Origin of the sequence: Burkholderia aenigmatica (assembly GCF_048627025.1) — a bacterium.
Taxonomy (GTDB): Bacteria; Pseudomonadota; Gammaproteobacteria; order Burkholderiales; family Burkholderiaceae; genus Burkholderia; species Burkholderia aenigmatica.
The window spans coordinates 2,100,684-2,122,122 of the sequence record NZ_CP184469.1; the positions used below are offsets into that span (position 1 = coordinate 2,100,684).

Here is a 21,439-nt window from a genome sequence, read left to right on the forward strand (position 1 = left end):
GCACGAACGGCCGCGCACGCCGTGCCGCGGGCCGGTCACGCGTCTGGATCGACGCGCAGCACGAGCTTGCCGCGATGATCGCCGTCGAACAGGCGATTCAGCACGTCGGGCGCGTTTTCGAGACCGTCCGCCACCGTCTCCTCGGCCTTGAGCCGGCCGTCGCGCAGCCAGCCCGCGAGCGTCTGCACCGCCTCGCGGCTCTTGCGATAGTCGAGGATCAGGAAGCCGCGCATCGTCAGCCGCTTCGAGATCAGCACGCCGACGTCATCCGCCGCGCGCCCGCTGTTGTAGTTCGAGATCACGCCGCACAGCGCGACGCGCCCGCCGATCACCATCCGCGACAGCACCGCGCGCATCACCTCGCCGCCGACGTTCTCGAAGTTCACGTGCACGCCGTCCGGCGTCGCCGCCTTCAGCTGCTGTCGGAAATCGTCGGCTTTGTAGTCGACGGCCGCGTCGAAGCCGAGCGTCTCGGTCAGGTAGCGGCACTTGTCCGCACCGCCCGCGATGCCGACCACGCGCGCGCCGTGGATCTTGCCGATCTGCCCGGCAATCGAGCCGACCGAGCCGGCCGCCGCCGATACCACGAGCGTCTCGCCGGGCTGCACCGGCGCGATGTCCGTCAGCCCGTAGTAAGCGGTCAGCCCGCTCATCCCGCACGCGCCGAGCAGCGTCGGCAGCGGCAGGCCCGACTGCGCGGGCAGCTTCACGAGTTGCGCGGCCTGCTCGGCCGGCACGACCGCATAGTCCTGCCAGCCGACCAGCCCCTGCACGAGATCGCCTTCCGCGAACCCCGCATGGCGCGACGCGACCACGCGCCCGATGCCGAGCGCGCGCATCACCTCGCCGATCGCGACGGGCGGTAGGTACTGCGGCACGTCGCTCATCCACACGCGGTTGGTCGGGTCCATCGACAGATACAGCACACGCACAAGCACCTCGCCGTCCGCGAGCGCCGGCACCGGCGTCTCGACGAGCGAAAAGTGTTCGCGGCCGACCCGCCCTTCCGGGCGCGTCTTCAGCAGCAGTTGGCGGTTCACGGGTGTCGACACGATGTTCTCCTCCAGGCGTTGTTGTTCGGGATGCGCGTCAGACCGCGCACATGCCGCCGTCGATCACGAGTTCGGCGGCCGTCATGAAGCGGCTCTCGTCGGATGCGAGATACACGGCCGCGTGCGCGACGTCGTCCGGTTCGCCGAGCCGGCGCAGCGGAATGCCGCGCGCGAGCTTGCGCGTGGCGTCGCGTTCGCCGAGCGACTGGAACAGCGGCTCGACGATCCCCGTGCGGATGAACGCCGGGTGAATCGAGTTGCAGCGCACGTCGATCTCGCGGCGGGCGCAGTCGATCGCGACCGACTTCGTCAGCGACGCGACCGCCGCCTTCGACGCGTTGTACGCGGTGAAATCCGGCTCGACCTTGAACGCGGCGACCGACGAGATGTTGATGATCGACGCGGGATGACTCTCGGCCAGATACGACAGCGCATGCTTGCAGCCGAGCACGATGCTCTCGACGTTGATCGCCATCACGCGCCGCCATTCGTCCAGTTCGATCTGCGCGGGCGAGCCGATCGAGCCGACGCCCGCGTTGTTGACGAGCACCGACAGCCCGCCCATCGCATCGACCGCCTGCGCGAGCAACGCCTGCCAGCGCGCTTCGTCGCGCACGTCCTGCGTCGCGGCGAACGCGACCGGCGCCGCATGGCCCGCGTTGAGTTCCTGCGCGAACGCGTCGAGCACCGCGGCGTCGGCGATGTCGGTCACGAACACGCGCGCGCCCTGCTCGACCATCCGGCGCGCGATCGCGCGGCCGAGGCCGCCCGCGGCGCCCGTGATGTATGCGCACTTGCCGGCAAGGCGCGAAGAAACGACTGTCATGTGACCTGCTCCTATCGTGAATCGTCGTCGCGAACCGCTGCCGCGACGGGTTGGCCGTGCCTGCTCCGGCCGCTGCGGACCGGTTGGCCGTGCCTCGACCTCACGAGGCACCGCACGGTTTCCGCGAGTATATCGAGATGAACGCGACGCGCACCGGGCAGGCCGGGTAGCCGGCCCCGGTTGAACGACAGCCAGCGTACGCGAATGGCGCCAATCGATGAAATGAATATTCCTTATGCCCGGTCATAGACCTGGTTCATGACCTTCGTTTGCCGGCATGCGCGCACGGGCCGGCTGATTCAATGATTCGGGGAATGACGGGGGATGCGTTCCGCGCGGGCGAGGAAGCGCTCGGGAAGATGAAGCGGTGTGGAATCGTGGCACCGCCGGGCGAACGCCGGCGGCAAGCAAGCGGCGCCGGGGCGCCGCGGCAGGCTATCGTCAGAAACCGTCGCCCGACGGCGCGCGCACGAACGCGCAGAGTTGCGGCGAATGAGTATCGATCATTTGCTGGAACGGCGCGCGGTGCCCGTACGCAATGCCCGACACGAGCAGCAGGCAGACGGCCGCGACGCGCGGCGAGAACGCACGCTGCCGCGCGCCGTCGTAACCGCGCAGGAACACCAGCGCGACGAGCGCACCGAGCATCCAGCCGACGATCACTTCCGGGACGGTGTGCGAATGATCGAACACGCGCGCAACGGCCGTGACCGCGCCGATGGCCAGCCCGGCCGCGATGCCGGGCGCCTTGCCCGGCCGGAACGCCTGCCACAGCATCGACAGTGCGACCGTCCATACGGACGTCGACAGCATCGTATGGCCGCTGATCACGCGGAAATCGAATTGCGGCAGCTCGATGCCGCACCCGGCATACAGGATCTTCGTTGCGCCGACGAGGCCCATGCCGGCGGCGAGCAGCACGCCCCAGCGGGCGGCGAGGCGCCAGTCGGTCAGCGCGAGCCACGCCGCGCACGTCAGCGCGATCGGCAGGGTCAGCGCGGCATCGCCGATGTTGCTGATTTCACTCCACATAACGGACTTCGGACGACGATCGAAAGGCCGCAGTTTACCGCATGCGCGCCGCGCGACTGTGTCAGCCTGTGACAGGCTGTATCAGCCCGCCACACCGGTAATCAGCAACAGGTTCGTACCGGTGATGACGACGAACAGCGCCCACGCGGCGATTTGCATCCCGCGCCCGATCGTGTGCTCGCCCATCGTATTGCGATCGCTGACCGAGCGGATCAGCGGCCACATCGCGAACGGCAGCTGCAGGCTCAGCAGCACCTGGCTCCACACCAGCAGCTGCCCGACCGAGCCGTCGCCGAGCCACAGCACGCCGATCAGCGCCGGCACGAGCGCGAGCCCGCGCGTGATCAGCCGGCGCTGGTAGCACGGGATCTTCGTATGCAGGAAGCCATCCATGATCACCTGGCCGGCGATCGTGCCGGTGAGCGTCGAGCTCTGCCCCGACGCGAGCAGCGCGATCCCGAACAGCAGTGCGGCCGCGCCGCCCGCGATCGGCGTAATCAGCTTGTAGGCCTGCTCGATGTCGGTCACGTTGTGCTGGCCCGTCGCATGGAACGCCGCACCCGCGACGACCAGGATCGCCGCGTTGACGAGCATCGCGACGAACAGCGACACGAACGTATCGATGCGCACCAGCGCGAGCGTGTCGCGAATCGTCCCGCGCGCACCGCCCACCACGCGCCGCGTCTGCACGACCGACGAATGCAGGTACAGGTTGTGCGGCATGATCGTCGCGCCGACGATGCCGAGCGCGAGCACGATCGCGTCCTTGCGGTCGTGGCCCGGATCGCCCGGCACCAGCCCGCCGACCACCGCATGCCAGTCGGGCGGCGTGATCGCGACCTGTGCGACGAAGCAGAACGCCATCGTCGCGATCAGCGCGAGCACGATCGCCTCGATCTGCCGGAACCCCTTGCCCTGCAGGCCGAGCACGATCACGGTGTCGAGCGCGGTCAGCACGATCCCCCACGCGAGCGGCACGCCGAGCAGCAGCTTGAACGCGAGCGCGCAGCCGAGCACTTCCGCGATGTCGCACGCGATGATCGACACTTCGGCGGTCACCCACTGCACGATGCGGCCGAGCCGGCCGTAGCGGTCGTAGCTGGCCTGCGCGAGATCCCTGCCCGCGACGAGGCCGAGCCGCGCCGCCAGCATCTGCAGGAAGATCGCCGCGAGACTCGAGAACGCGACGACCCACAGCAGCGAATAGCCGAACTGCGAGCCGGCCTGGATATCGGTCGCCCAGTTGCCGGGATCCATGTAGCCGATCGCGACCAGCAGGCCGGGGCCGAAGAAGCGCTTGAGCTTCTGCCAGCGCGGCGCGCCGGCATCGATCGTGATGCTGCCCTTTACTTCCGACGGGCAGAAAGGGGCGGTGGCGGTAGTGGGGAGGAGGGGCATGTAAACCGGGGATCGAGATCGCGACACGACGATTCTACGGGTATCCGTCCGGTTTTCTCCCGCGCGGCGGTGCATGCGGCGCACTGCCCCCCGGCGTCGTCGCAGGCCCCCCCGTCCGCATCGGGTGGCGTGGCGCTTCGGGTGAGGATCCTTTCGCGTTCGGTGACGCGAAATTCCGTCGGCGACATCAGCATGCGCTGACGAAACAGTTTCGCGAGCCGCTCGCCGCTGCCGAACCCGGTGCGGCGCGCGACCTTGTCGGCCGGCAGCGTCGTGTGGACCAGCATGTGGCAGGCGCGCTCGAGCCGCACGTGCTGGACGAACTCGGTCGGCGTCACGCCGATCTCCTTCTTGAAGCGCCGCAGGAAGTTGCGTTCGCTCATCGCGGCGGCCTGAGCGGCGTTCGCGATCGAGATGCGGTTCACGCTCTGCGCGCGCAGCCGCTGCGCCGACATCCGGATCGACGGGCTCGCGCTCAGCTCGCGAAAGGCCCACATCGACTGCGTATAGCGTTGCTCGACGGGCCGCAGCATGTTGCTGGCGATCTCCTGCGCGGCGCTGTCGCCGAGATCGACGCGGAACATGTCGAGCACGGCGGCGAACACGTCGGTTTCGCCGGCCTGCAGCTCGACCGTCGTGGCGACCCGGCGCCCGGCCCGGCCGGGCCGCTCTTCGAGCGTCGCCGACGGCCGCTGCATGGCCGCGAGCGCGGGCAGGTCCATCGCGTCGACGATCCAGCGCGCATGACGGCGAATGTCGGTCAGGCGACGCTGCAATGCGCCGTCCCAGTTGACGGCCGCGCGGTCGCCGTGGAGATGAAAGAACGCGAGCGCACGGCGGCCGTGCTCGTCGCCGAGCGGATCGGCCGCGATGCTCACGCCGGACGACGACTGCAACAGCCCCCCGCTTTCGGATACGTACTTCAACTGGTAATCCGCACTGTATGCGTGCAGGCGATTCGCCAGGTTGAAAGCCTCGCCAAGACGCGCGGCCTGGGCCAACGAAAACCCCGTACTCAAATAGATAACGACCCACCTCTGATCTGCTGCATTCACTGGCCAAGCCCCCGACTTGTTTCGACTTCTTTTATTACCGTCGAACTGTCAGGCTTATATTTGGTTTGAATGCGTGCGACAGGACGGCTATCCCGAAATATGAAGCGACGGCATCTTAGCCGAACGGGTCGCGCCTTTGGCGCGAAATGGCCGACGCGGACAGCATGATGGCGGATTACTACAGGCTGTCGGGGGTGACTGGCGGGCCTGCGTGAAGTCGCACCGGCCGTTCTCGCCGATTATTGCGATGATGTGCGTCGCACGCTGCGCATTTCATGACGACAGGATGCCTCGGGTATCCGGATAAATGCGCAGCCGGATATCGGCCCAAACGATATCGGCACCTGTCCCGCGCCATCGATCGCCACGCCGGAACGCCTGCGTATCCGTTGCCTGCGCATCCTTTAGAATCGAGCCACGATTCACCACGCCGCCCGTGCCCGTGCCCGCCGATCACCGTCTCGACCTGAACCTGTTTCGCGTGCTCGACGCCGTCTACGTACATGGCGGCATCGGCGCGGCCGCCCGCGCGCTGCATCTCACGCAGCCGGCCGTCACGCATGCGCTCAACCGGCTGCGCGCGCATTTCGACGATCCGCTGTTCGTGCGGCAGGGCAACCGCGTCGTGGCCACCGAACGCACGCGTTCGATCATCGCGGACGTGCAGGTCCACCTGAAGGGCCTGCAAGGCACCGCGCGCGCGTCGTCGGCATTCGATCCCGCGACGCTCGACCTGAGCATCGCGGTAGGCATTCGCGACGTGCTCGAATCGATCGCGCTGCCGCGGATCGTCGCCGCGTTCGCCGACGAAGCGCCGGGCCTGCGGCTCGTGAGCCGCCGCATCGCGGTGGCCGACATCGAGCGCGAACTCGCATCGGGCAACCTCGATCTCGCCGTCGATCGCCGCGTGCCGACCGGCCCGCGCATCGCCACCGAACACCTGCTCGACGATTCGCTGGTCGTCGCGCTGCGCGGCGATCACCCGCTGGCGCGCGACCCGCTGCGGCGCGGCGACTATTTCGCGGCGCAGCATGTCGCGGTGTCGTCGCTCGGCGAGCCGCAATCGCTCGACGTGCTGCTCGGCAACGACGGACGCTTCCGCGACATCCGGCTCACCTGCCAGCACTATTTCGCCGCGTGCCAGATCGCCGCGACCGGCAACCTGCTGGTCACGCTGCCGCACACCTATGCGTTGCGGATGGCCGCGCTGCTGCCGATCGTCGTGCGGCCGCTGCCGTTGCGGCTCAAGCCGTTCCCGCTGCTCGCGTACTGGCACGAATCGCGCGACGCCGATCGCGCGCACCAGTGGGTGCGCGAACGCATCGCCGCGCTCGTCCGCAGCAGCGCCGGCGTCGCCGACGCGTAGCCGCACCGCGCGCGCCATTGCGATCGGGACGGTATGCTGACGGCTGCACGCCGCCCCGCGGCGCCCGCTTTCTTGTTCCCGCTGACCGGAGACCTGCCATGTCGCTCATCCATGCCGCCGCCGTCCTCGACGCCGAAGCGCCCGACTACGTCGTCCAGCTGCAAGCCGGCACCCACGCGCTGACCGGCGACGAAGCGCCACGCGAAGGCGGCCAGGATCGCGGGCCGGCACCGTTCGCGTTCGTGCTGGCCGGCCTCGCGCAATGCACGGCCGCGACGCTGCGCATGTATATGCAGCGCAAGGCGTGGCCGGCCGCGCGCATCGACGTGCGCACCGAGCTGCATGCGGATCGCGACGGCACGCAATACGTGCGCCGCGTCGTGACGCTCGACGGCCCGCTCGACGACGCGCAACGCCAGCGCCTCGCCGAAATCTGCGAGAAGACGCCGGTCACGCTGTTCATCAAGCGCGGCACGCGGATCGACACCACGTTGAGCTGACCCGCAACGCACACAGCGCACGCGGCGCACGATCGCCGCGCAAAAAAACGGGGGGCCGCGCACGATGCGCGGCCCCCCGTTTCGTCGAACCCGTCAGGCGCTTACAGTCCGAGCGCGAACAGGTCGAGCTTGCCGTCCTTCAACGGCGGGCACCAGAAATACGCGCCCGTCAGCGGCCGCGTGAAGCGGAACAGGCCGTCGACGATGCCGTCTTCCGCGCCGCTCATCCGGCGCATCTGCACGTCGAACGCGCGGAACGAACAGCCGAACGCCACGAAATAGAGGCCCGCGCGGCGCGCGTCCGACCACGGCGACGAACGGCGCAGCATGAACGCCTCGGGCTCGAAGCTTTCCTGCGCGGTGCGCTTCACGTGCGCGAACTCGGGCGCGTCGTCGAGTTCTTCGTTGTCCGAGCGGCGGCGGCCGATGATGTTGTCCATGTCGCCCGACGGGATGCGCTCCATCTGGTCGAAGTCGTGCAGCCACTGCTGAACCGCGACGAAGCTCGCACCGTCGAGCCCCGCGCCCTGCCCCGTCACGATCGCCGCGGCGACTGCTTCGTCGCCGTCCGGATTCTCGGTGCCGTCTTCATAGCCGGACAGGTCGCGATCGGTCGAATAGCGGAAACCGTCGACCGCGTCCTGCAACGCGAACGCCGGCGCCAGCGCGCGTTCGATCGTCCGCGCGCGCAGCACGATCTCGCCGCGGTCATTACCGCGCAGCCAGACCCACACGTCGGCCGGCGTGGCCGGCAGCGTGCGGTCCTTCACCGCGAACGCCGGGAATTCGGTCAGGCCCGGCACCGGGCGCCCGAGGTGCGCCGCCAGCGCGTGCCCGAACCCGACCACCGTGTCGCGTCCGTCGACGATCTCGCGCAGCGCGGCCAGCGCCGCTGCCACATTGCCGTCATTCGAAATCGTAAAAGTGAGGTATCGGGACACCGTATCGATCGGGGTCAGGATGCCTTGCTGAACGTCGCTCATCGTTTCCTCAGGAATGTATCGTGGTGAATCTGCGAGGGCCGCGGCGGCGTGCGCCGCAGACGCTGGAGTGTAATCGATGCGCGTGCCGGCCCTTGCGTTGCCGCACTGTGGAAGGGCCGCAAAAGAAGGGCCGAAACCCTGAATACTAACCGTATCGACGCGGCCACGCCCATTCGTCAGACGTTGCGGCGCGCCCGACTCTGCTGATAGAATCTTTTCACGTCTTTTCGGCGTCCTTTCAACCGTTCACTTCAGGGGAGGTGCAGATGTTCCCAATGCCAGCAACCTTCCCGAACGTGGTCCCACGGCACAGCTGATCCAGCCCGCCGTCCGCGCCGGCTCCCGAGTTTTCCGCTAACCCGTCAGCCGCGCCGTTTCCCGACAGCCTGTTTCGTTTTCCACCCGCCATTTTCGCGCGGCCCGGCTGTTGCGTTTTCGATGTTCTCCGAACCGGAAAGTCCCGTCGCGCGATGCGCCGGGCAACGATAAATGACCAGAAAAACCTCCCATCTGGGCGGCCAGGCATTCCAGGCCGTCTTCGGCTTCACCTTCCGTTACTGGCGCAAGCAGCCGGCCCGCACCGCCACGGTCGCGGGCCTCGCGCTGCTCGCCGCACTCGCCGACGTGCTCACGCCACTGTTCGCCGGTCGCCTCGTCGACGCGCTGTCGATGGGCGTGACCGACCGCGCCGCCGCGTGGCATGCGGCCCTCGTCGCGTTCGGCACGCTCGCCGCGCTCGGCCTCGGCGCGACGGTGCTGCGGCAAGGCGTCTACCTGAACATCATCAAGCTCACGCTGAAGATGATGAGCGAGATCGCGGCCGCGTCGTTCCATCGCGTGCAGCGCTTCTCGACCGACTGGCACGCGAACAGCTTCGCGGGCTCGACCGTGCGCAAGATCACGCGCGGGATCTGGGCGATCGACCTGCTGAACGACACCGTGCTGATTGCGCTGCTGCCATCGGTCACGATGCTCGTCGGTGCCACCGTGCTGCTCGGCACGCACTGGCCCGTGATGGGGCTCGTCGTCGGCGCGGGTTCGCTGCTGTACATCGCGGTGACGGTGGCCGTGTCGCTCGGCATCGTCGCGCCGGCCGCGCGGCTCGGCAACCTGTGGGATACGCGCATGGGCGGCGCGCTCGCCGATGCCGTGAGCTGCAACGCGGTCGTGAAGGCGTTCGGCGCGGAAACGCGCGAGGAAGCGCGGCTCGCGCGCGTGATCGGCAAGTGGCGGCAGCGCACGCGCCGCACCTGGGTGCGCGGCACGCTCAACGGCGGGTTGCAGGGCGCGATGCTCGTCGCGATGCAGGCCGCGATGATCGGCGTCGCGCTGCGGCTGTGGGCGAACGACGAGGCGAGCGTCGGCGACATCGCATTCGCGTTGACGATGTTCTTCATGCTGCAGGGCTACCTGCGCGACGTCGGCATGCACATCCGCAACCTGCAACGCTCGGTGAACGACATGGAAGAACTCGTCGCGCTCGAACGCCAGCCGCTCGGCATCGACGATCGTCCCGGCGCGCCGGCCATCCGGATCGGGCAAGGCGAAATCCGCTTCGAGCACGTGACGTTCCGCTACGACAACCATCCGGTGCCGCTGTACGACGATTTCTCGATGCGGATCGCGCCGGGCGAGCGCGTGGGCCTCGTCGGCCACTCGGGGTCGGGCAAGACGTCGTTCATCAAGCTGATCCAGCGCCTGTACGACGTGTCGGGCGGCCGCATCACGATCGACGGCCAGGACATCGCGCGGGTGCGGCAGGATTCGCTGCGCAGCCAGATCGCGATCGTCCAGCAGGAGCCCGTGCTGTTCCACCGCACGCTCGCGGAGAACATCGCGTATGCGCGCCCCGACGCGAGCCGGGCCGACATCGAGCGCGCCGCGCGGCTGGCCAGCGCGCACGATTTCATCGCCACGCTGCCGGACGGCTATGACACGCTGGTCGGCGAACGCGGGATCAAGCTGTCGGGCGGCGAACGCCAGCGGGTCGCGATCGCGCGCGCGTTCCTCGCCGATGCGCCGATCCTGATCCTCGACGAAGCGACGTCGAGCCTCGACAGCGAAAGCGAGCTGCTGATCCAGCAGGCGATGGAACGGCTGATGGTCGGCCGCACGACGCTCGTGGTCGCGCACCGGCTGTCGACCGTGCGCGCGCTCGACCGGCTGCTCGTGCTCGATCGCGGCAAGGTGATCGAGGAAGGCAGCCACGACGCGCTGATCCGGATCGAAGGCGGCATCTATCGCCGGCTGTTCGAGCGGCAGGCGCTGGAACTCGCGAAGGGGCTCGCCGATTCGCCGCGGCGCACGGCGGACGACGACACCGGGCCGCTGGGCGAGCCGGCCGAGGTGTGACCCAAGCGCGTCGCGGTGCGCGTCGGCGGTGCGGTCATCACCGCCGGCGCGCGTCTGCACATGGATAATGGATCCGGATCGAGGCCGTGCCAGGTGCACGGCCTTTTTTACGTCAGCGCCTCACGCCTGCCGCCCCGCAACTGCGCGCCGCGAGGTGTCCCTTTCCGGGATCCCTTATCATGTCGGCCAGCAAATTCGCGACAAGGGATCGACCATGTTTACAGGAATTGTCCAGGGCGTTGCCACCATCAAGACGATCGCCGATCACGGGGAACTGAGAACCTTCAGCATCGAATTCCCGGAGCGGTTTACCGACGACATCGAGATCGGCGCCAGCGTCTCGGTCGACGGCGTCTGCCTGACGGTGACGACCATCCATTCGCCGGAGCTGATCGACTTCGACGTGATGCTGCCGAGCCTGCGGATCACCACGCTGGCCGATCTCGTGACGGGCGCGCCCGTCAACGTGGAGCGAGCCGCGAAGGACGGCGCGGAGATCGGCGGGCATCCGCTGTCCGGCCATGTCGACTTCACCGGGACCATCCGGCACATCGCCGTGTCCGAACATAACCGGATGGTGCGCATCGGCGTGCCGGACGCCTTCAAGCGGTATGTGTTCGCAAAGGGCTATATCGCGATCAACGGCTGCAGCCTGACGGTGTCCGACGTCAACCGCGACGAAGGCTGGTTCGATGTCTGGCTGATTCCCGAAACGCGACGCGCGACGACCTTCGACGGGAAGGGCGTCAACGACACGGTCAACATCGAGATCGAGCGCAGCACGCAGGTGGTCGTCGATACGATCCGGGAATCGGTCAAGGAAACGCTCGGCGAACTGAACGGCGTCGTGACCGCATTGCTGGCGGAAAAAGGCATCGATATCGAGGAAGTACTGGCGCGCCATGTCGCGCGCCTGCCGAAGCCGTAACGGGTGCCGGTACGCGGTGATCCGCTGGATCACCGCGTACCGCCCGCGACCGCATGCGAACCGTGTTCGCGCGAAGCCATCGACGCCACGATAAAGCGTTCGATGTCGGCCGCCACATGTTCGGGTGGGCCGTCGCTCGCAAACCGCTTGCAGTTCAGGCGCATGAACGCAGGGAACCGAGCGCGGATCTTGCGCGTCTCGTCGGCTTCGTTCGCATGGAGATACGGCCGGGACACCTGCCGGGCCACGATCAGGTTCGCGCAGCGTTCGAGGTCGAACGACGGCAGCAGGAGCGCAGTGAATCCGTCCGCCTCGATGTCACGGCGAAGTGCCGGATAGGCCGGCGCGACATCGTCCGGATACAGCATGAAACCGGACGACACCGCGCAGATCGTGGGCGCCGACATCCCGCGCCTGAGTTGCTCGTACAGCCGGACGTTGTGCGACGCATACTCGGCATAGCCGCGCTCCCGGATGAAATCGGCGATGTTCCCGTGCGCGGCCAGGAAGCACCGATCCACATCGACGAACCGCCAGTTCAGGCGCGCCGCGACGATCTCCCCGACCGTGGTCTTGCCGGCGCCGCCCGGCCCGATCAGATGTACCCGCAACGACACGTTTCCCCTCCGGCATCGCATGCATCGCGTTCCCGCACGCACCGCGACGATTCAGCCTCCCGCGCCCGCGTCATTCCGCCTCCGCCTGCGCGCCCTTCCCCACCGCCACGCGCTGCGCGCGATAAATCCCCGCGTGCCCCGAGAACAGATACGCGACGACGCACGCGACGATCGCATACACGCCGATATCCGCGCCAAACAGTTCGATCGCCATGATCGTCGACGCGATCGGCGTATTCGCCGCACCGGCAAACACCGCGACAAAGCCGAGCCCCGCGAGCACGGGCACCGGCAGCGCCAGCACCTGGCCGAGCGCGTTGCCGAGCGTCGCGCCGATGTAGAACAGCGGCGTCACTTCGCCGCCCTTGAACCCCGACGCGAGCGTGACGACGGTGAACGCGAACTTGCCCGCGAAATCGTAGAGCGGCAGCGGACCGTGAAACGCGGCCTCGATCGTCGGGATACCGAGGCCGAGATACTGCGGCACGTTCAGCACGGTGGCGGCCACGGCGACCAGCAGGCCGCCGAGCACCGGCTGCAGCGGCGCATAGCGGACGACGCGCCGGAACCACGCGGTCAGCGCATGCGTCGCAAACGCGAACAGCCGCCCGACTACGCCGAACGCAATGCCCGCGACGACCGTCACGGCGAGCCCCGTCGCCGACACGGCCGGCACGAACGGCATCGCATAGGCCGTGTGATGCACGCCCCACGCGCGGCAGACGACGTCCGCGACGATCGCGGAGGCGACGCAGGTCAGCAGCGCGTCGTACCGCACGCGCCCGATCGCGAGCACCTCGAGCCCGAACACGGCGCCCGCGAGCGGTGTGCCGAACACCGACGCGAACCCGGCCGCGATGCCACCCATCAGCAGCACGCGGCGATGCTCGCGATCGAGGCGGAACACCTGCGTGACGCGATCGGCGAGCGCGCCGCCCATCTGCACGGCCGTGCCCTCGCGGCCGGCCGAGCCGCCGAACAGATGCGTGACGACGGTCGCGACGAGCACGAGCGGCGCCATCCGCTTCGGCACGAGCGCCTTCGGGTCGTGAATCTCGTCGATCAGCAGGTTGTTGCCGCGCGCGACGGACTGGCCGAAGCGATGGTAGATCCAGCCGGTCGCGAAACCGGCGGCCGGCAGCCCCCACAGCAGCCACGGATGCGCCACGCGCGTGCCGGTCGCCCAGTCGAGCGCGATCAGGAACAACGCGGAAGCCGTGCCGGCCAGCGTGCCAAGCAGGGCCGAGAGCGCGAGCCAGCGGCACACATAGCGCACGGTCGCGAGAAGATCGGCAGAAGTCGTGAAAAACATGATTTCCAGATTCGACGGAACATCAAAACCTGGGCGGTAGAAACCCGCATGGACGGCCTGCGACCTCCTGACGACCCAGGAACACGCAGGCATCATCAGCCGGGCGAACCGGCGGTTGAGGGCCGCACCGTGCGCAACGCGCCGCGTACGACCGCAGGGAGGCATGCCATCTCCGCTGGCCGCCATTGTACGCGACGCCGCGCGCCGCCCGCAATGCGGCCACCGACGCATCGAAACCGGGCAAGACCGCGTCGCGCGCCCCGCGAGCGCCGTCAGTCGCGCAGCGGGCGCGTGATCCGCGAAATCAGCTGGGGCGCGATCCGCTCGAGCGGCAGGATCGCCGACGCCGCACCGATCGCCGCGGCCGCCTTCGGCATCCCGTAGACGGCGCTGGTCGCCTCGTCCTGCGCGATCGTGTGGCAGCCCTTCGCGCGCATCGCCTTCAGGCCGAGCGCACCGTCGCGCCCCATGCCCGTCAGCAGCACGCCGAACGCCTCGCCCTGCCAGCCGTCGGCGACGCTGTTGAAGAACACGTCGATCGACGGCCGGTACGGTGTCTCGGCCGGATGCCGCGTGTAGCCGAGCACGCCGCGCGGCGACAGATACAGGTGATCGTTGGTCGCCGCGAGCAGCACCTCGCCGGCCTGCGGCACGCTGCCCTGCCGGGCGACGCGCACCGGCAGCCGCGTATAGCCGTCGAGCCACTCGGCCATCCCGAGCGCGAACGCCTGGTCGACGTGCTGGACGATCACGATCGCCGCCGGAAAGTCGGCCGGCAGCGCCCGCAACAGCGCGGTCAGCGCGGTTGGCCCGCCCGCCGACGCGCCGATCGCGACGAGCGTCGGCTGGCCGCGCTCGGGCGTCGGCCCCGGCGGCACGAGCACCGCGGTGCGGCTTTCGAGCAGCCGGCCGATCTGGTCGATCTTCGCGAGCAGCGCCTGCGGCGACGCGTCGGCCGACAGCCCGAGCGCGAGCGTCGGCGTGTCGACCGCATCGAGCGCCCCGGCGCCCATCGCCTCGTAGACCGACGACGTGTTCGCGCTGACGCTCGCCGTCACGATCAGGATCGCGCACGGCGCGCGCGCCATGATCCGGCGCGTCGCGGCGACGCCGTCGACCTTCGGCATCACCAGATCCATCAGCACGACATCGGGCGGATGCGCGACGCAGAAATCCACCGCCTCGTCGCCGTCGGTCGCGACCCACAGCACGCGGTGGTCCGTGCGCAGCGCGATCACGCGGCGCAGCGCCTCCACGGCCAGCGGCAGGTCGTTGACGATGCCGATGTTCATCCGCGCGCATCTCCGATCAGGTCGTGCACGGCATCGAGCAACGCTTCGTCGTGGAAGCTGCTCTTCGCGAGGTAGTAGTCGGCGCCCGCATCGAGCCCGCGCCGGCGGTCCTCATCGCGATCCTTGTACGACACGATCATCACCGGCACGCGCTTGAGCATCGGATCGCTCTTGATCAGCGTGACGAGCTCGATGCCATCCATGCGCGGCATGTCGACGTCCGTGACGACCAGATCGAACGCATCGCTGCGCACCGCATTCCAGCCCTCCATCCCGTCGACCGCGACCGTCACGTCGTAGCCGCGCTTTTCCAGCAACTTGCGTTCGAGCTCGCGTACCGTCAGCGAGTCGTCGACGACGAGCACGCGGCGGCGCCGGTCGGCCAGCGCTAGTTGCGGGTCGCGCGTGAGCCGCGCGAGCTGCCCGCCGCGCACGAGCTTGTCGACCGAGCGGATCATGTCTTCGACATCGACGATCAGCACCGGGTCGCCGTTCTCGAGCAGCGCGCCGGCCGCGATGTTCTGGATCTTGTGCAAACGGCTGTCGAGCGGCTGCACGACGAGCATCCGTTCGCCGAGGAAGCGGTCGACCGCGACGCCGTACAGTTCGGGCTCGCCGCCGACGACCACCACCGCCGTGCTCGTGCGCGCCGCATCGGGTTCGCCTGCGTCGAGCAGCTGGTGCGCGGCCACGAGGCCCGCGCGCCGGCCGTCGAACGGGAAATGCGGCTGCCCTTCGAGCACGTCGATATTGTCGTGCGGAAGTTCGAGCGTGCGGCGCACGTGCGCGAGCGGGAACGCATACGGTTCGCCGCCGACCTCGACGAGCAGGCTGCGGATCACCGACAGCGTGAGCGGCAACTGCAGCACGAAGCGCATCCCCGCGCCCGGCTCGTTGAAGATCCGCACCGCGCCACGCACGCCGCGCACCATCTCCTGCACCGCGTCGAGGCCGACGCCGCGACCCGACACGTCGGTCACCGCATCGCGCATCGAGAAGCCCGGCAGCAACAGGAATTCGAGCAGCTCGGGATCGGACAGCCGCGCGGCCGTCTCGTCGTCGGTCAGGCGCTGGCGCACGACGGCCGCACGCAGCGCGTCCATGTCGACGCCCGGGCCGTCGTCGATCACGCTGACCAGCAGCGAGCCGGCGCTGTGGCGCGCCTCCAGCGTCACGCTCGCCTCGGCCGGCTTGCCGCGCGCACGCCGTGCTTCCGGCGAATCGACGCCGTGATCGATGGCGTTGCGCAGCAGGTGGCCGAGCGGCGCGTCGAGCAGGTCGAGGATGTCGCGGTCGACCTGCGTGCCCTCGCCGACGATCGAGAAACGCACCTGCTTGCCGAGCGAGCGCGCGAGATCGCGGACGATGCGCGGGTACGCGCGCGTCGCATCGCCGAACGGCCGCATCCGGCACTGCAGCGCCTCGTCGTAAAGCTGCTCGGCGATATGCGTGCTGCGCCGCTCGAAGCGGTCGAATTCGTCCATGCGCTCGGCGAGCGAACGCTGCAGGTCGTTCAGCATGTGCCGCACTTCGTTCATCGACGCAAGCATGCCCGCGTCGAGATCGTCGGCGAATTGTTCGTACATCAAATCGAGCGAGCGGGCCGCGTCGCGCTGCGCGCGCTTCACGCGCAGCATCGATTCGGCGAACGGCTTGAGCCAGCGCGATTCGACCAGCGATTCGCCGGACAGACTCAGCAGCCGGTTCAGCGTGTCCGCCCGCACGCGGCGCATCGCGCCGGCGCCGGCCACGCGGCCGGCCTGGGCCGGATCGGGCACCGTGCCCGACACGGCGAGCGGCGGCACGGTGGCGCCGGCCCCGACGGGCTCGTTCGCGGCACCGTCGTGCTCGCGATACGGCGGCACGATCGACGGCGGCATCGGCGGCGGGACGGCGGCCGGCGCCTGCATCGTCTGCACGCCATCGGCACCCGTCAGCGCTGCCGCGAACACGTCGATCTCCGTCTGCGACACGGGCGGCCCCTGCGGATCGCCGACGCGCACCAGCAAATCGACACCGGCCAGCAATACGTCGACGTGCGTGGCCGTCAGTGCGATCGTGCCGGACTGCGCGGCGACGAAGCACTCTTCCATCCGCCCCGCAATCTCGACGCCGAGCGGCACGCCGACGATGCGCGCGGCGCCCTTCAGCGAATGCGCGGCGCGCATGCATGCCTCGAGCGCGACGGAATCGGGCTCGCCCGATTCGAGCGCGAGCAGCCGCTCGGACAGCGCCTGGGTCTGCGTGCGGGTCTCCTCGCGATACAGCTCGAGCAGCGACAGGTGGCTCAGGTCGTCATCGCCGCTCATCGCATGCTCCGTGTCACGGCGTCGAACAGGCGGTCGTCGTCGAGCAGGCCCACCGACTTGCCGCGCCACGACAGCACGCCGCGCGACAGGCCGGCGCTCGCGCGCCCGACCGTCGCCGGCACCGGCACCCAGTCGGATGCGCCGAAGCGCAGCACGCCCTCGACTTCGTCGACCGGGAACACGACCGGCTCGCCCTGGTGCGCCGCCACCAGCAGCCGCGTGAAGCGGCCATCGCCGCCGCCGTTGCCGCCCTTGCCGGCGTCGAGGCCGAGCAGCGCGCCGATCGAGATCGCGATGCGCAGCGTGCCGCGGATGTTGACCACGCCGCGCACGGCCGAATTACGGCGATGCGGCAGCGAATGGATCGGGCGCGTGCCGGCAATCTCGCGCAGCACGCCGATCGGCAGCGCGAGCCATTCGTCGGCCACCCGGAACGCCAGCGCCGCATGGTGCGTATCGGCGTCGGCATCGCGCACGTGCGGCGCACCGAATGCGCTCATCCGGCGCGTGGCGTCGGCCATCTCGGCCCCGTCGAGCGGACGCTCGAGCAGCTTCGCCGCGTGATACGCGTACACCGGGCAGTTCAGACAGCGCAGGCAGTCGTTCAGCCGCTCGCACGAGCGGTCGCCGCGCGTGCCGATCCGGTTCCAGCAATCGTCGACGTCGATCGTCGTCTCGTCAATGGCAGCGGCGGCGCGGTTCATGAATTCCTCTGGTCATCGCGATATCGGTCCCCAACCTTGGTGTCGTCAGCCGGCCGAGCGCCGTGCGCGCTCGAGCAGCCATTGCGCGCCCGCGCGATCGCCGCCGACGTCGAGCAGCGTCGCAAGATGGGTCAGCGCTTCGTGGTGCGTGGGCCGCAGGTACAGCGCCTTCCGGTAGAAGTCGCCGGCTTCCGCGGCGCGTCCGCGCGCATCCGCGATCAGCCCGTTCAGGTAGAACGCATCGGCATGCGGCCCGACGCGCGCCGAGAACTGCGCGAGCACGCGCTCGGCCTCGTCGAACGCGCCGGCATTCGCCAGCGCCTGCGCCTCTTCCAGCGTCGGCGCGGCGCTTTCGGCGACCGGTACAGCCGGTTCGGCCACGGCCACTGGCAGGTCGGCCCGTGTGTCGAACGCGGCCGCGTGCATGGCCGGCTGCGGCGCCGCGAACGGCTGGCGTGCGCCGCCGAGCCAGGGCGGCGGCGCGACCGCCAGCACCGAGCGCGCCGCCGCGAGCGGCGCGACCGTGAAGCGCTCCGTGCGCCGATTCGACGCCGCCGCCGACAACGACGCCACCGGGCGGGCCGCGCAGGCGTCGGCCGTCGCGCCGGCGGGCTCGCGATGGAACGCGAATGCCAGCGGCACGCGCGCCGAGCGCATCCCGTGCCGCATCGCGACACCCGTTTCGGCCGGCCCGACGAACAGCATGCCGTCGCCAGCAAGACGCGCGTCGAGCGAGCGGATCACGCGATCCTGCGCGTCGCGATCGAAGTAGATCAGCACGTTGCGGCAGAACACGAAATCGTAGCGAATGCCGGTATCGACGGCCGGTTCGACGAGGTTCGCCTGACTGAACTGCACGCACGCGCGCACGCGCTCGTCGAGCAGCCAGCCATCGCGGGTCGGCGTGAAGTGCCGCGCGCGAAATTCCGTCGCGGTGCCGCGGAACGCATTGCGCCCGTAGCAGCCGAGCCGCGCCTGCTCGATCGCGCGCGCGCTGAGGTCGATCGCGTCGATCGTGAAGCTGGCCGGGTCGAGCCCCGCGTCGAGCAGCGCCATCGCCGCCGAATACGGCTCCTCGCCCGTCGAGCACGGCGCGCTCAGCACGCGGATCACGCGGCCGGGCAGCGCGGCGAGCCGCTCCGCCGCGAGCCGCGCGAGCGTCGCGAACGCCTCGCGGTCGCGGAAGAACCAGGTCTCGGGCACGACGAACAGCTCGATCAGCGCGCGCCGCTCGTCGGCCGACGCGTTGAGCTGCTGCCAGTAGGCATCGAGCGCGTCCTGCGTCACGGGCGGCCGCGCGGCCGACGGCAGGCGCTCGCCGTCCGCCTGCAGCGCATGCACACGTTCCGTCAGCGCGCGGCTCAGGAAATCGTTACCGAGCGAATCGGGGTCGATGCCGGTCTCGCGCAGCAGCCAGCCGCGAAATCGCGATTCGGACTCTTTCATGCAGACTCTCCCCCGTGGCCCGGCAGGCCGTCGAACAGATACAGGCGCGCGACGTCGTCGATCAGGTCGGATACCGACACCTGTTGCACGACGCCGTCGGGCGTGTTCGCGACCGGCCCGAGCCAGCGCGTGCGCGCGGTCGAGATGCCGCTCGTGCGAAACGCGGCGCGGTCGATCCGCATCGTCTGCGTCGCGCGCTCGACGATCAGCCCGATCGTGCGCTCGCCGCCGGCCTCGTCCGCGCGGTAGCGAACCATCACGAGCCGCGTCGAACGCAATGCATGCGCGCGGCGCCCGAGCGCCAGCATCGGCACGTCGATCACCGGCACCGGCTGGCCGCCGCGCATCAGCAGCCCGGCGATCCAGTCGGGTGCGCCGGGCACGGCCTTCGTGACCGCGAGCGGCAGCACCTCGTCGATGCCGGCCGCGTCGAGCGCATAGCGTTCGCCGTCGAGCTCGAACATCAGGAACAGCGCGTGGGCGCCGTTCTGCGTGTCGGCGCGCGTCACGCGTCGACCTTGAAACGCGACACGCTGGTACGCAACTGGTTCGCGACGAGCGTCAGGTCGTCGATCGCCTGCGACGACTGGCGCAGCGACTCGGCCGTCTGCTGCGCGGCCTCCGACAGTTGCGACAGCGCCTGCGTGATCTGCTCGGCGCCGTTCGCCTGCGTCTGCATCCCTTCGTTGACCATCTGGAAGCGCGGCGCGAGCGTCTGCACCTCGGCAATGATCTGCGACAGCTGCCCGCCGACCTGCTGCACGTCGAGCATGCCGCGGCGCACTTCCTCGGAGAACTTGTCCATCCCCATCACGCCCGCCGACACCGCCGACTGGATTTCCTTCACCGTCTGCTCGATGTCGTAGGTCGCCACTGCCGTCTGGTCGGCAAGGCGGCGGATCTCGGTCGCGACGACCGCGAAGCCGCGGCCGTACTCGCCGGCCTTCTCGGCCTCGATCGCCGCGTTCAGCGACAGCAGGTTGGTCTGGTCGGCCACCTTGGTGATCGTCGCGACCACCTGGTTGATGTTCAGCGCCTTCTCGTTGAGGATCGCGAGCTTCGCGTTCACCGAACCGGCCGCGTCCATCACGCTGCGCATCGTCTCGCCCATCCGCGTGAGCCCGCTCTGGCTCACGCCCGCGAGCGTCGCCGACTGCTCGGCCACGCCGGCCACCTCGTTCATCGTGCGCAGCAGGTCGCGCGACGTCGCGAAGATCTCGCGCGAGGTCGCGCCGATCTCGGTCGTCGTCGCTGCGGTTTCGTTCGCGGTTGCCTGCTGCTCGCGCGACGTCGCCGCGATCTCGGCCACCGACGTCGTAACCTGCAGCGACGACTGCTGGGCGCGTGCGACGAGCTCGGTCAGCTCGTCGGCCATCCGGTTGAAGCCCGTCTCGAGCGTGCCGAATTCGTCGCGGCGGCGCAGGTCGAGGCGGCGCGTCAGGTTGCCGGTGCGCATCACGTCGTGCACCTCGACGAGCCGCGCCATCGGTACGGTCACCGAACGGTACAGCACGTAGCCGAGCGCGAGCGCGGACAGCAGCACGAACGTCACCGAGACCGCGAGCACGACCTCGGTATCCTGCACGGATTCGCGGATCAGCTTCGCGGATTGCTCGGCGAACTTGCGGTTTTCCTGCACCAGCACGTTCGCGTTGCGCACGACCTCGGTCCACGCGGGCAGCGTTTTCGCGTACGCGGCGACGGCCTCCTCGCGCGACACGCGGCTCTTCTGCACGGCTTCGTTCAGCAGCGGCACGTAGTGGTCGTACGCGCCGCGGAACGCCGCGAAGCGCTGCCGGTCGTCGTCGCGGAACGTCGTGCTCTGATAGTCGGCGGTCAGCGACTCGATGTCCTTCAGCGCGTCGGAGATCTTCGCGAGATCGCGTTGCACGGTTTCGGGCTCGGTGTCGACGAAGGTCGCCTGCTGCAGCAGCGTGAACGATTCGTTGACCGAACCGCGCAGCGTCGACGCGAGGTAGACGCCGGGCAGCGAGTCGCGCTCGATGCTGATGGCTTCGGTATTGATCGCGCGCAGTCGCTCGTACGACACGCCGGCTGTCACCAGCATCAGCACGAACAGCACGCCGAAGCTGAGCAGGATGCGATTGCCGAGCGTCAGCCGGGCAGCGCCGATCGTCGGATGCAGGCTTTCATTGGTCGCGCGGGGCGTCACGGTGGCCATGTTCGTTATGGGCTTTCTAAAATCAGCGTTGAAAAAATTCGCGCCCGCCTGTGCGCCGGACGGCGCGCCACGAGCGCATCGGGGT

The 21,439-nt window shown here is 69.1% G+C and carries 18 protein-coding genes and 1 riboswitch; of the genes, 4 read left to right on the forward strand and 14 right to left on the reverse strand.

Annotation, left to right across the window (positions count from 1 at the left end; translation table 11 throughout):
- Positions 1–35: 35 nt before the first annotated feature.
- From ACN8ZM_RS26330 to ACN8ZM_RS26350, 5 genes are all read right to left on the reverse strand, one after another.
- On the reverse strand, positions 36–1,052 hold the full coding sequence (locus ACN8ZM_RS26330; RefSeq protein ID WP_043177915.1) for an NADP-dependent oxidoreductase: 1,017 nt from the start codon (positions 1,050–1,052) through the stop codon (positions 36–38).
- Positions 1,053–1,089: 37 nt separating this feature from the next.
- Positions 1,090–1,878, reverse strand: a complete 789-nt coding sequence (locus ACN8ZM_RS26335) for an SDR family oxidoreductase (protein ID WP_043177917.1) — start codon at positions 1,876–1,878, stop codon at positions 1,090–1,092.
- Positions 1,879–2,319: 441 nt separating this feature from the next.
- Positions 2,320–2,910, reverse strand: coding sequence for a phosphatase PAP2 family protein (locus tag ACN8ZM_RS26340; RefSeq protein WP_043177918.1), 591 nt, complete (start codon positions 2,908–2,910; stop codon positions 2,320–2,322).
- An 81-nt stretch (positions 2,911–2,991) separates the two neighbouring features.
- Positions 2,992–4,308, reverse strand: a complete 1,317-nt coding sequence (locus tag ACN8ZM_RS26345) for an Nramp family divalent metal transporter (RefSeq protein ID WP_043177919.1) — start codon at positions 4,306–4,308, stop codon at positions 2,992–2,994.
- Positions 4,257–5,309 carry a helix-turn-helix domain-containing protein gene (locus tag ACN8ZM_RS26350; protein WP_420211180.1) on the reverse strand — a complete coding sequence of 351 codons (1,053 nt, stop codon included), beginning with the start codon at positions 5,307–5,309 and terminating at the stop codon, positions 4,257–4,259. The genes ACN8ZM_RS26345 and ACN8ZM_RS26350 overlap by 52 nt, the downstream gene beginning before the upstream one ends.
- Positions 5,310–5,805: 496 nt before the next feature.
- Between ACN8ZM_RS26350 and ACN8ZM_RS26355 the strand changes: the two genes are divergently transcribed.
- Both ACN8ZM_RS26355 and ACN8ZM_RS26360 read left to right on the forward strand, forming a co-directional pair.
- Positions 5,806–6,729 (forward strand): LysR family transcriptional regulator, encoded by a 924-nt coding sequence (locus tag ACN8ZM_RS26355; RefSeq protein WP_043179151.1) that lies wholly within the window; start codon positions 5,806–5,808, stop codon positions 6,727–6,729.
- Between the two features lie 98 nt (positions 6,730–6,827).
- The gene (locus tag ACN8ZM_RS26360; RefSeq protein ID WP_301768032.1) at positions 6,828–7,229 is read left to right on the forward strand and encodes an OsmC family protein; all 402 of its coding nucleotides are present in this window, start codon (positions 6,828–6,830) and stop codon (positions 7,227–7,229) included.
- Between the two features lie 101 nt (positions 7,230–7,330).
- Here the strand turns inward: ACN8ZM_RS26360 and ACN8ZM_RS26365 are convergent, their stop codons facing one another.
- Positions 7,331–8,212, reverse strand: coding sequence for a Dyp-type peroxidase (locus tag ACN8ZM_RS26365; protein ID WP_420211181.1), 882 nt, complete (start codon positions 8,210–8,212; stop codon positions 7,331–7,333).
- Positions 8,213–8,701: 489 nt separating this feature from the next.
- On the opposite strand from ACN8ZM_RS26365, the gene ACN8ZM_RS26370 reads away from it, so the two are divergent.
- Positions 8,702–10,564, forward strand: a complete 1,863-nt coding sequence (locus ACN8ZM_RS26370; RefSeq protein ID WP_420211182.1) for an ABC transporter ATP-binding protein — start codon at positions 8,702–8,704, stop codon at positions 10,562–10,564.
- A gap of 214 nt (positions 10,565–10,778) precedes the next feature.
- Positions 10,779–11,492, forward strand: a complete 714-nt coding sequence (locus ACN8ZM_RS26375; RefSeq protein WP_175025044.1) for a riboflavin synthase subunit alpha — start codon at positions 10,779–10,781, stop codon at positions 11,490–11,492.
- Between the two features lie 29 nt (positions 11,493–11,521).
- Here the strand turns inward: ACN8ZM_RS26375 and ACN8ZM_RS26380 are convergent, their stop codons facing one another.
- The 8 genes from ACN8ZM_RS26380 to ACN8ZM_RS26415 all read right to left on the reverse strand — a co-directional run bounded on the left by ACN8ZM_RS26380 (position 11,522) and on the right by ACN8ZM_RS26415 (position 21,354).
- Positions 11,522–12,109, reverse strand: a complete 588-nt coding sequence (locus ACN8ZM_RS26380) for a shikimate kinase (protein WP_420211183.1) — start codon at positions 12,107–12,109, stop codon at positions 11,522–11,524.
- A gap of 70 nt (positions 12,110–12,179) precedes the next feature.
- Positions 12,180–13,421: a voltage-gated chloride channel family protein gene (locus ACN8ZM_RS26385; RefSeq protein ID WP_420211184.1), complete on the reverse strand. Its 1,242-nt coding sequence runs from the start codon at positions 13,419–13,421 to the stop codon at positions 12,180–12,182.
- Positions 13,422–13,500: 79 nt separating this feature from the next.
- Positions 13,501–13,604: riboswitch (Fluoride riboswitch) on the reverse strand.
- Between the two features lie 89 nt (positions 13,605–13,693).
- The gene (locus ACN8ZM_RS26390) at positions 13,694–14,713 is read right to left on the reverse strand and encodes a chemotaxis response regulator protein-glutamate methylesterase (protein WP_043177930.1); all 1,020 of its coding nucleotides are present in this window, start codon (positions 14,711–14,713) and stop codon (positions 13,694–13,696) included.
- A complete protein-coding gene (locus ACN8ZM_RS26395) occupies positions 14,710–17,022 on the reverse strand; it encodes a hybrid sensor histidine kinase/response regulator (RefSeq protein ID WP_420211185.1) in 2,313 nt (770 codons plus the stop codon). Before ACN8ZM_RS26395 ends, ACN8ZM_RS26390 begins: the two co-directional genes overlap by 4 nt.
- Positions 17,019–17,726 carry a chemotaxis protein CheW gene (locus tag ACN8ZM_RS26400; protein ID WP_420211186.1) on the reverse strand — a complete coding sequence of 236 codons (708 nt, stop codon included), beginning with the start codon at positions 17,724–17,726 and terminating at the stop codon, positions 17,019–17,021. The genes ACN8ZM_RS26395 and ACN8ZM_RS26400 overlap by 4 nt, the downstream gene beginning before the upstream one ends.
- Before the next feature lie 45 nt (positions 17,727–17,771).
- Entirely contained in the window at positions 17,772–19,172 is a 1,401-nt protein-coding gene (locus ACN8ZM_RS26405; protein WP_420211187.1) for a CheR family methyltransferase, read from the reverse strand.
- A complete protein-coding gene (locus tag ACN8ZM_RS26410) occupies positions 19,169–19,681 on the reverse strand; it encodes a chemotaxis protein CheW (RefSeq protein ID WP_043177938.1) in 513 nt (170 codons plus the stop codon). Before ACN8ZM_RS26410 ends, ACN8ZM_RS26405 begins: the two co-directional genes overlap by 4 nt.
- Positions 19,678–21,354: a methyl-accepting chemotaxis protein gene (locus ACN8ZM_RS26415; RefSeq protein WP_043177940.1), complete on the reverse strand. Its 1,677-nt coding sequence runs from the start codon at positions 21,352–21,354 to the stop codon at positions 19,678–19,680. Before ACN8ZM_RS26415 ends, ACN8ZM_RS26410 begins: the two co-directional genes overlap by 4 nt.
- Positions 21,355–21,439 lie beyond the last annotated feature (85 nt).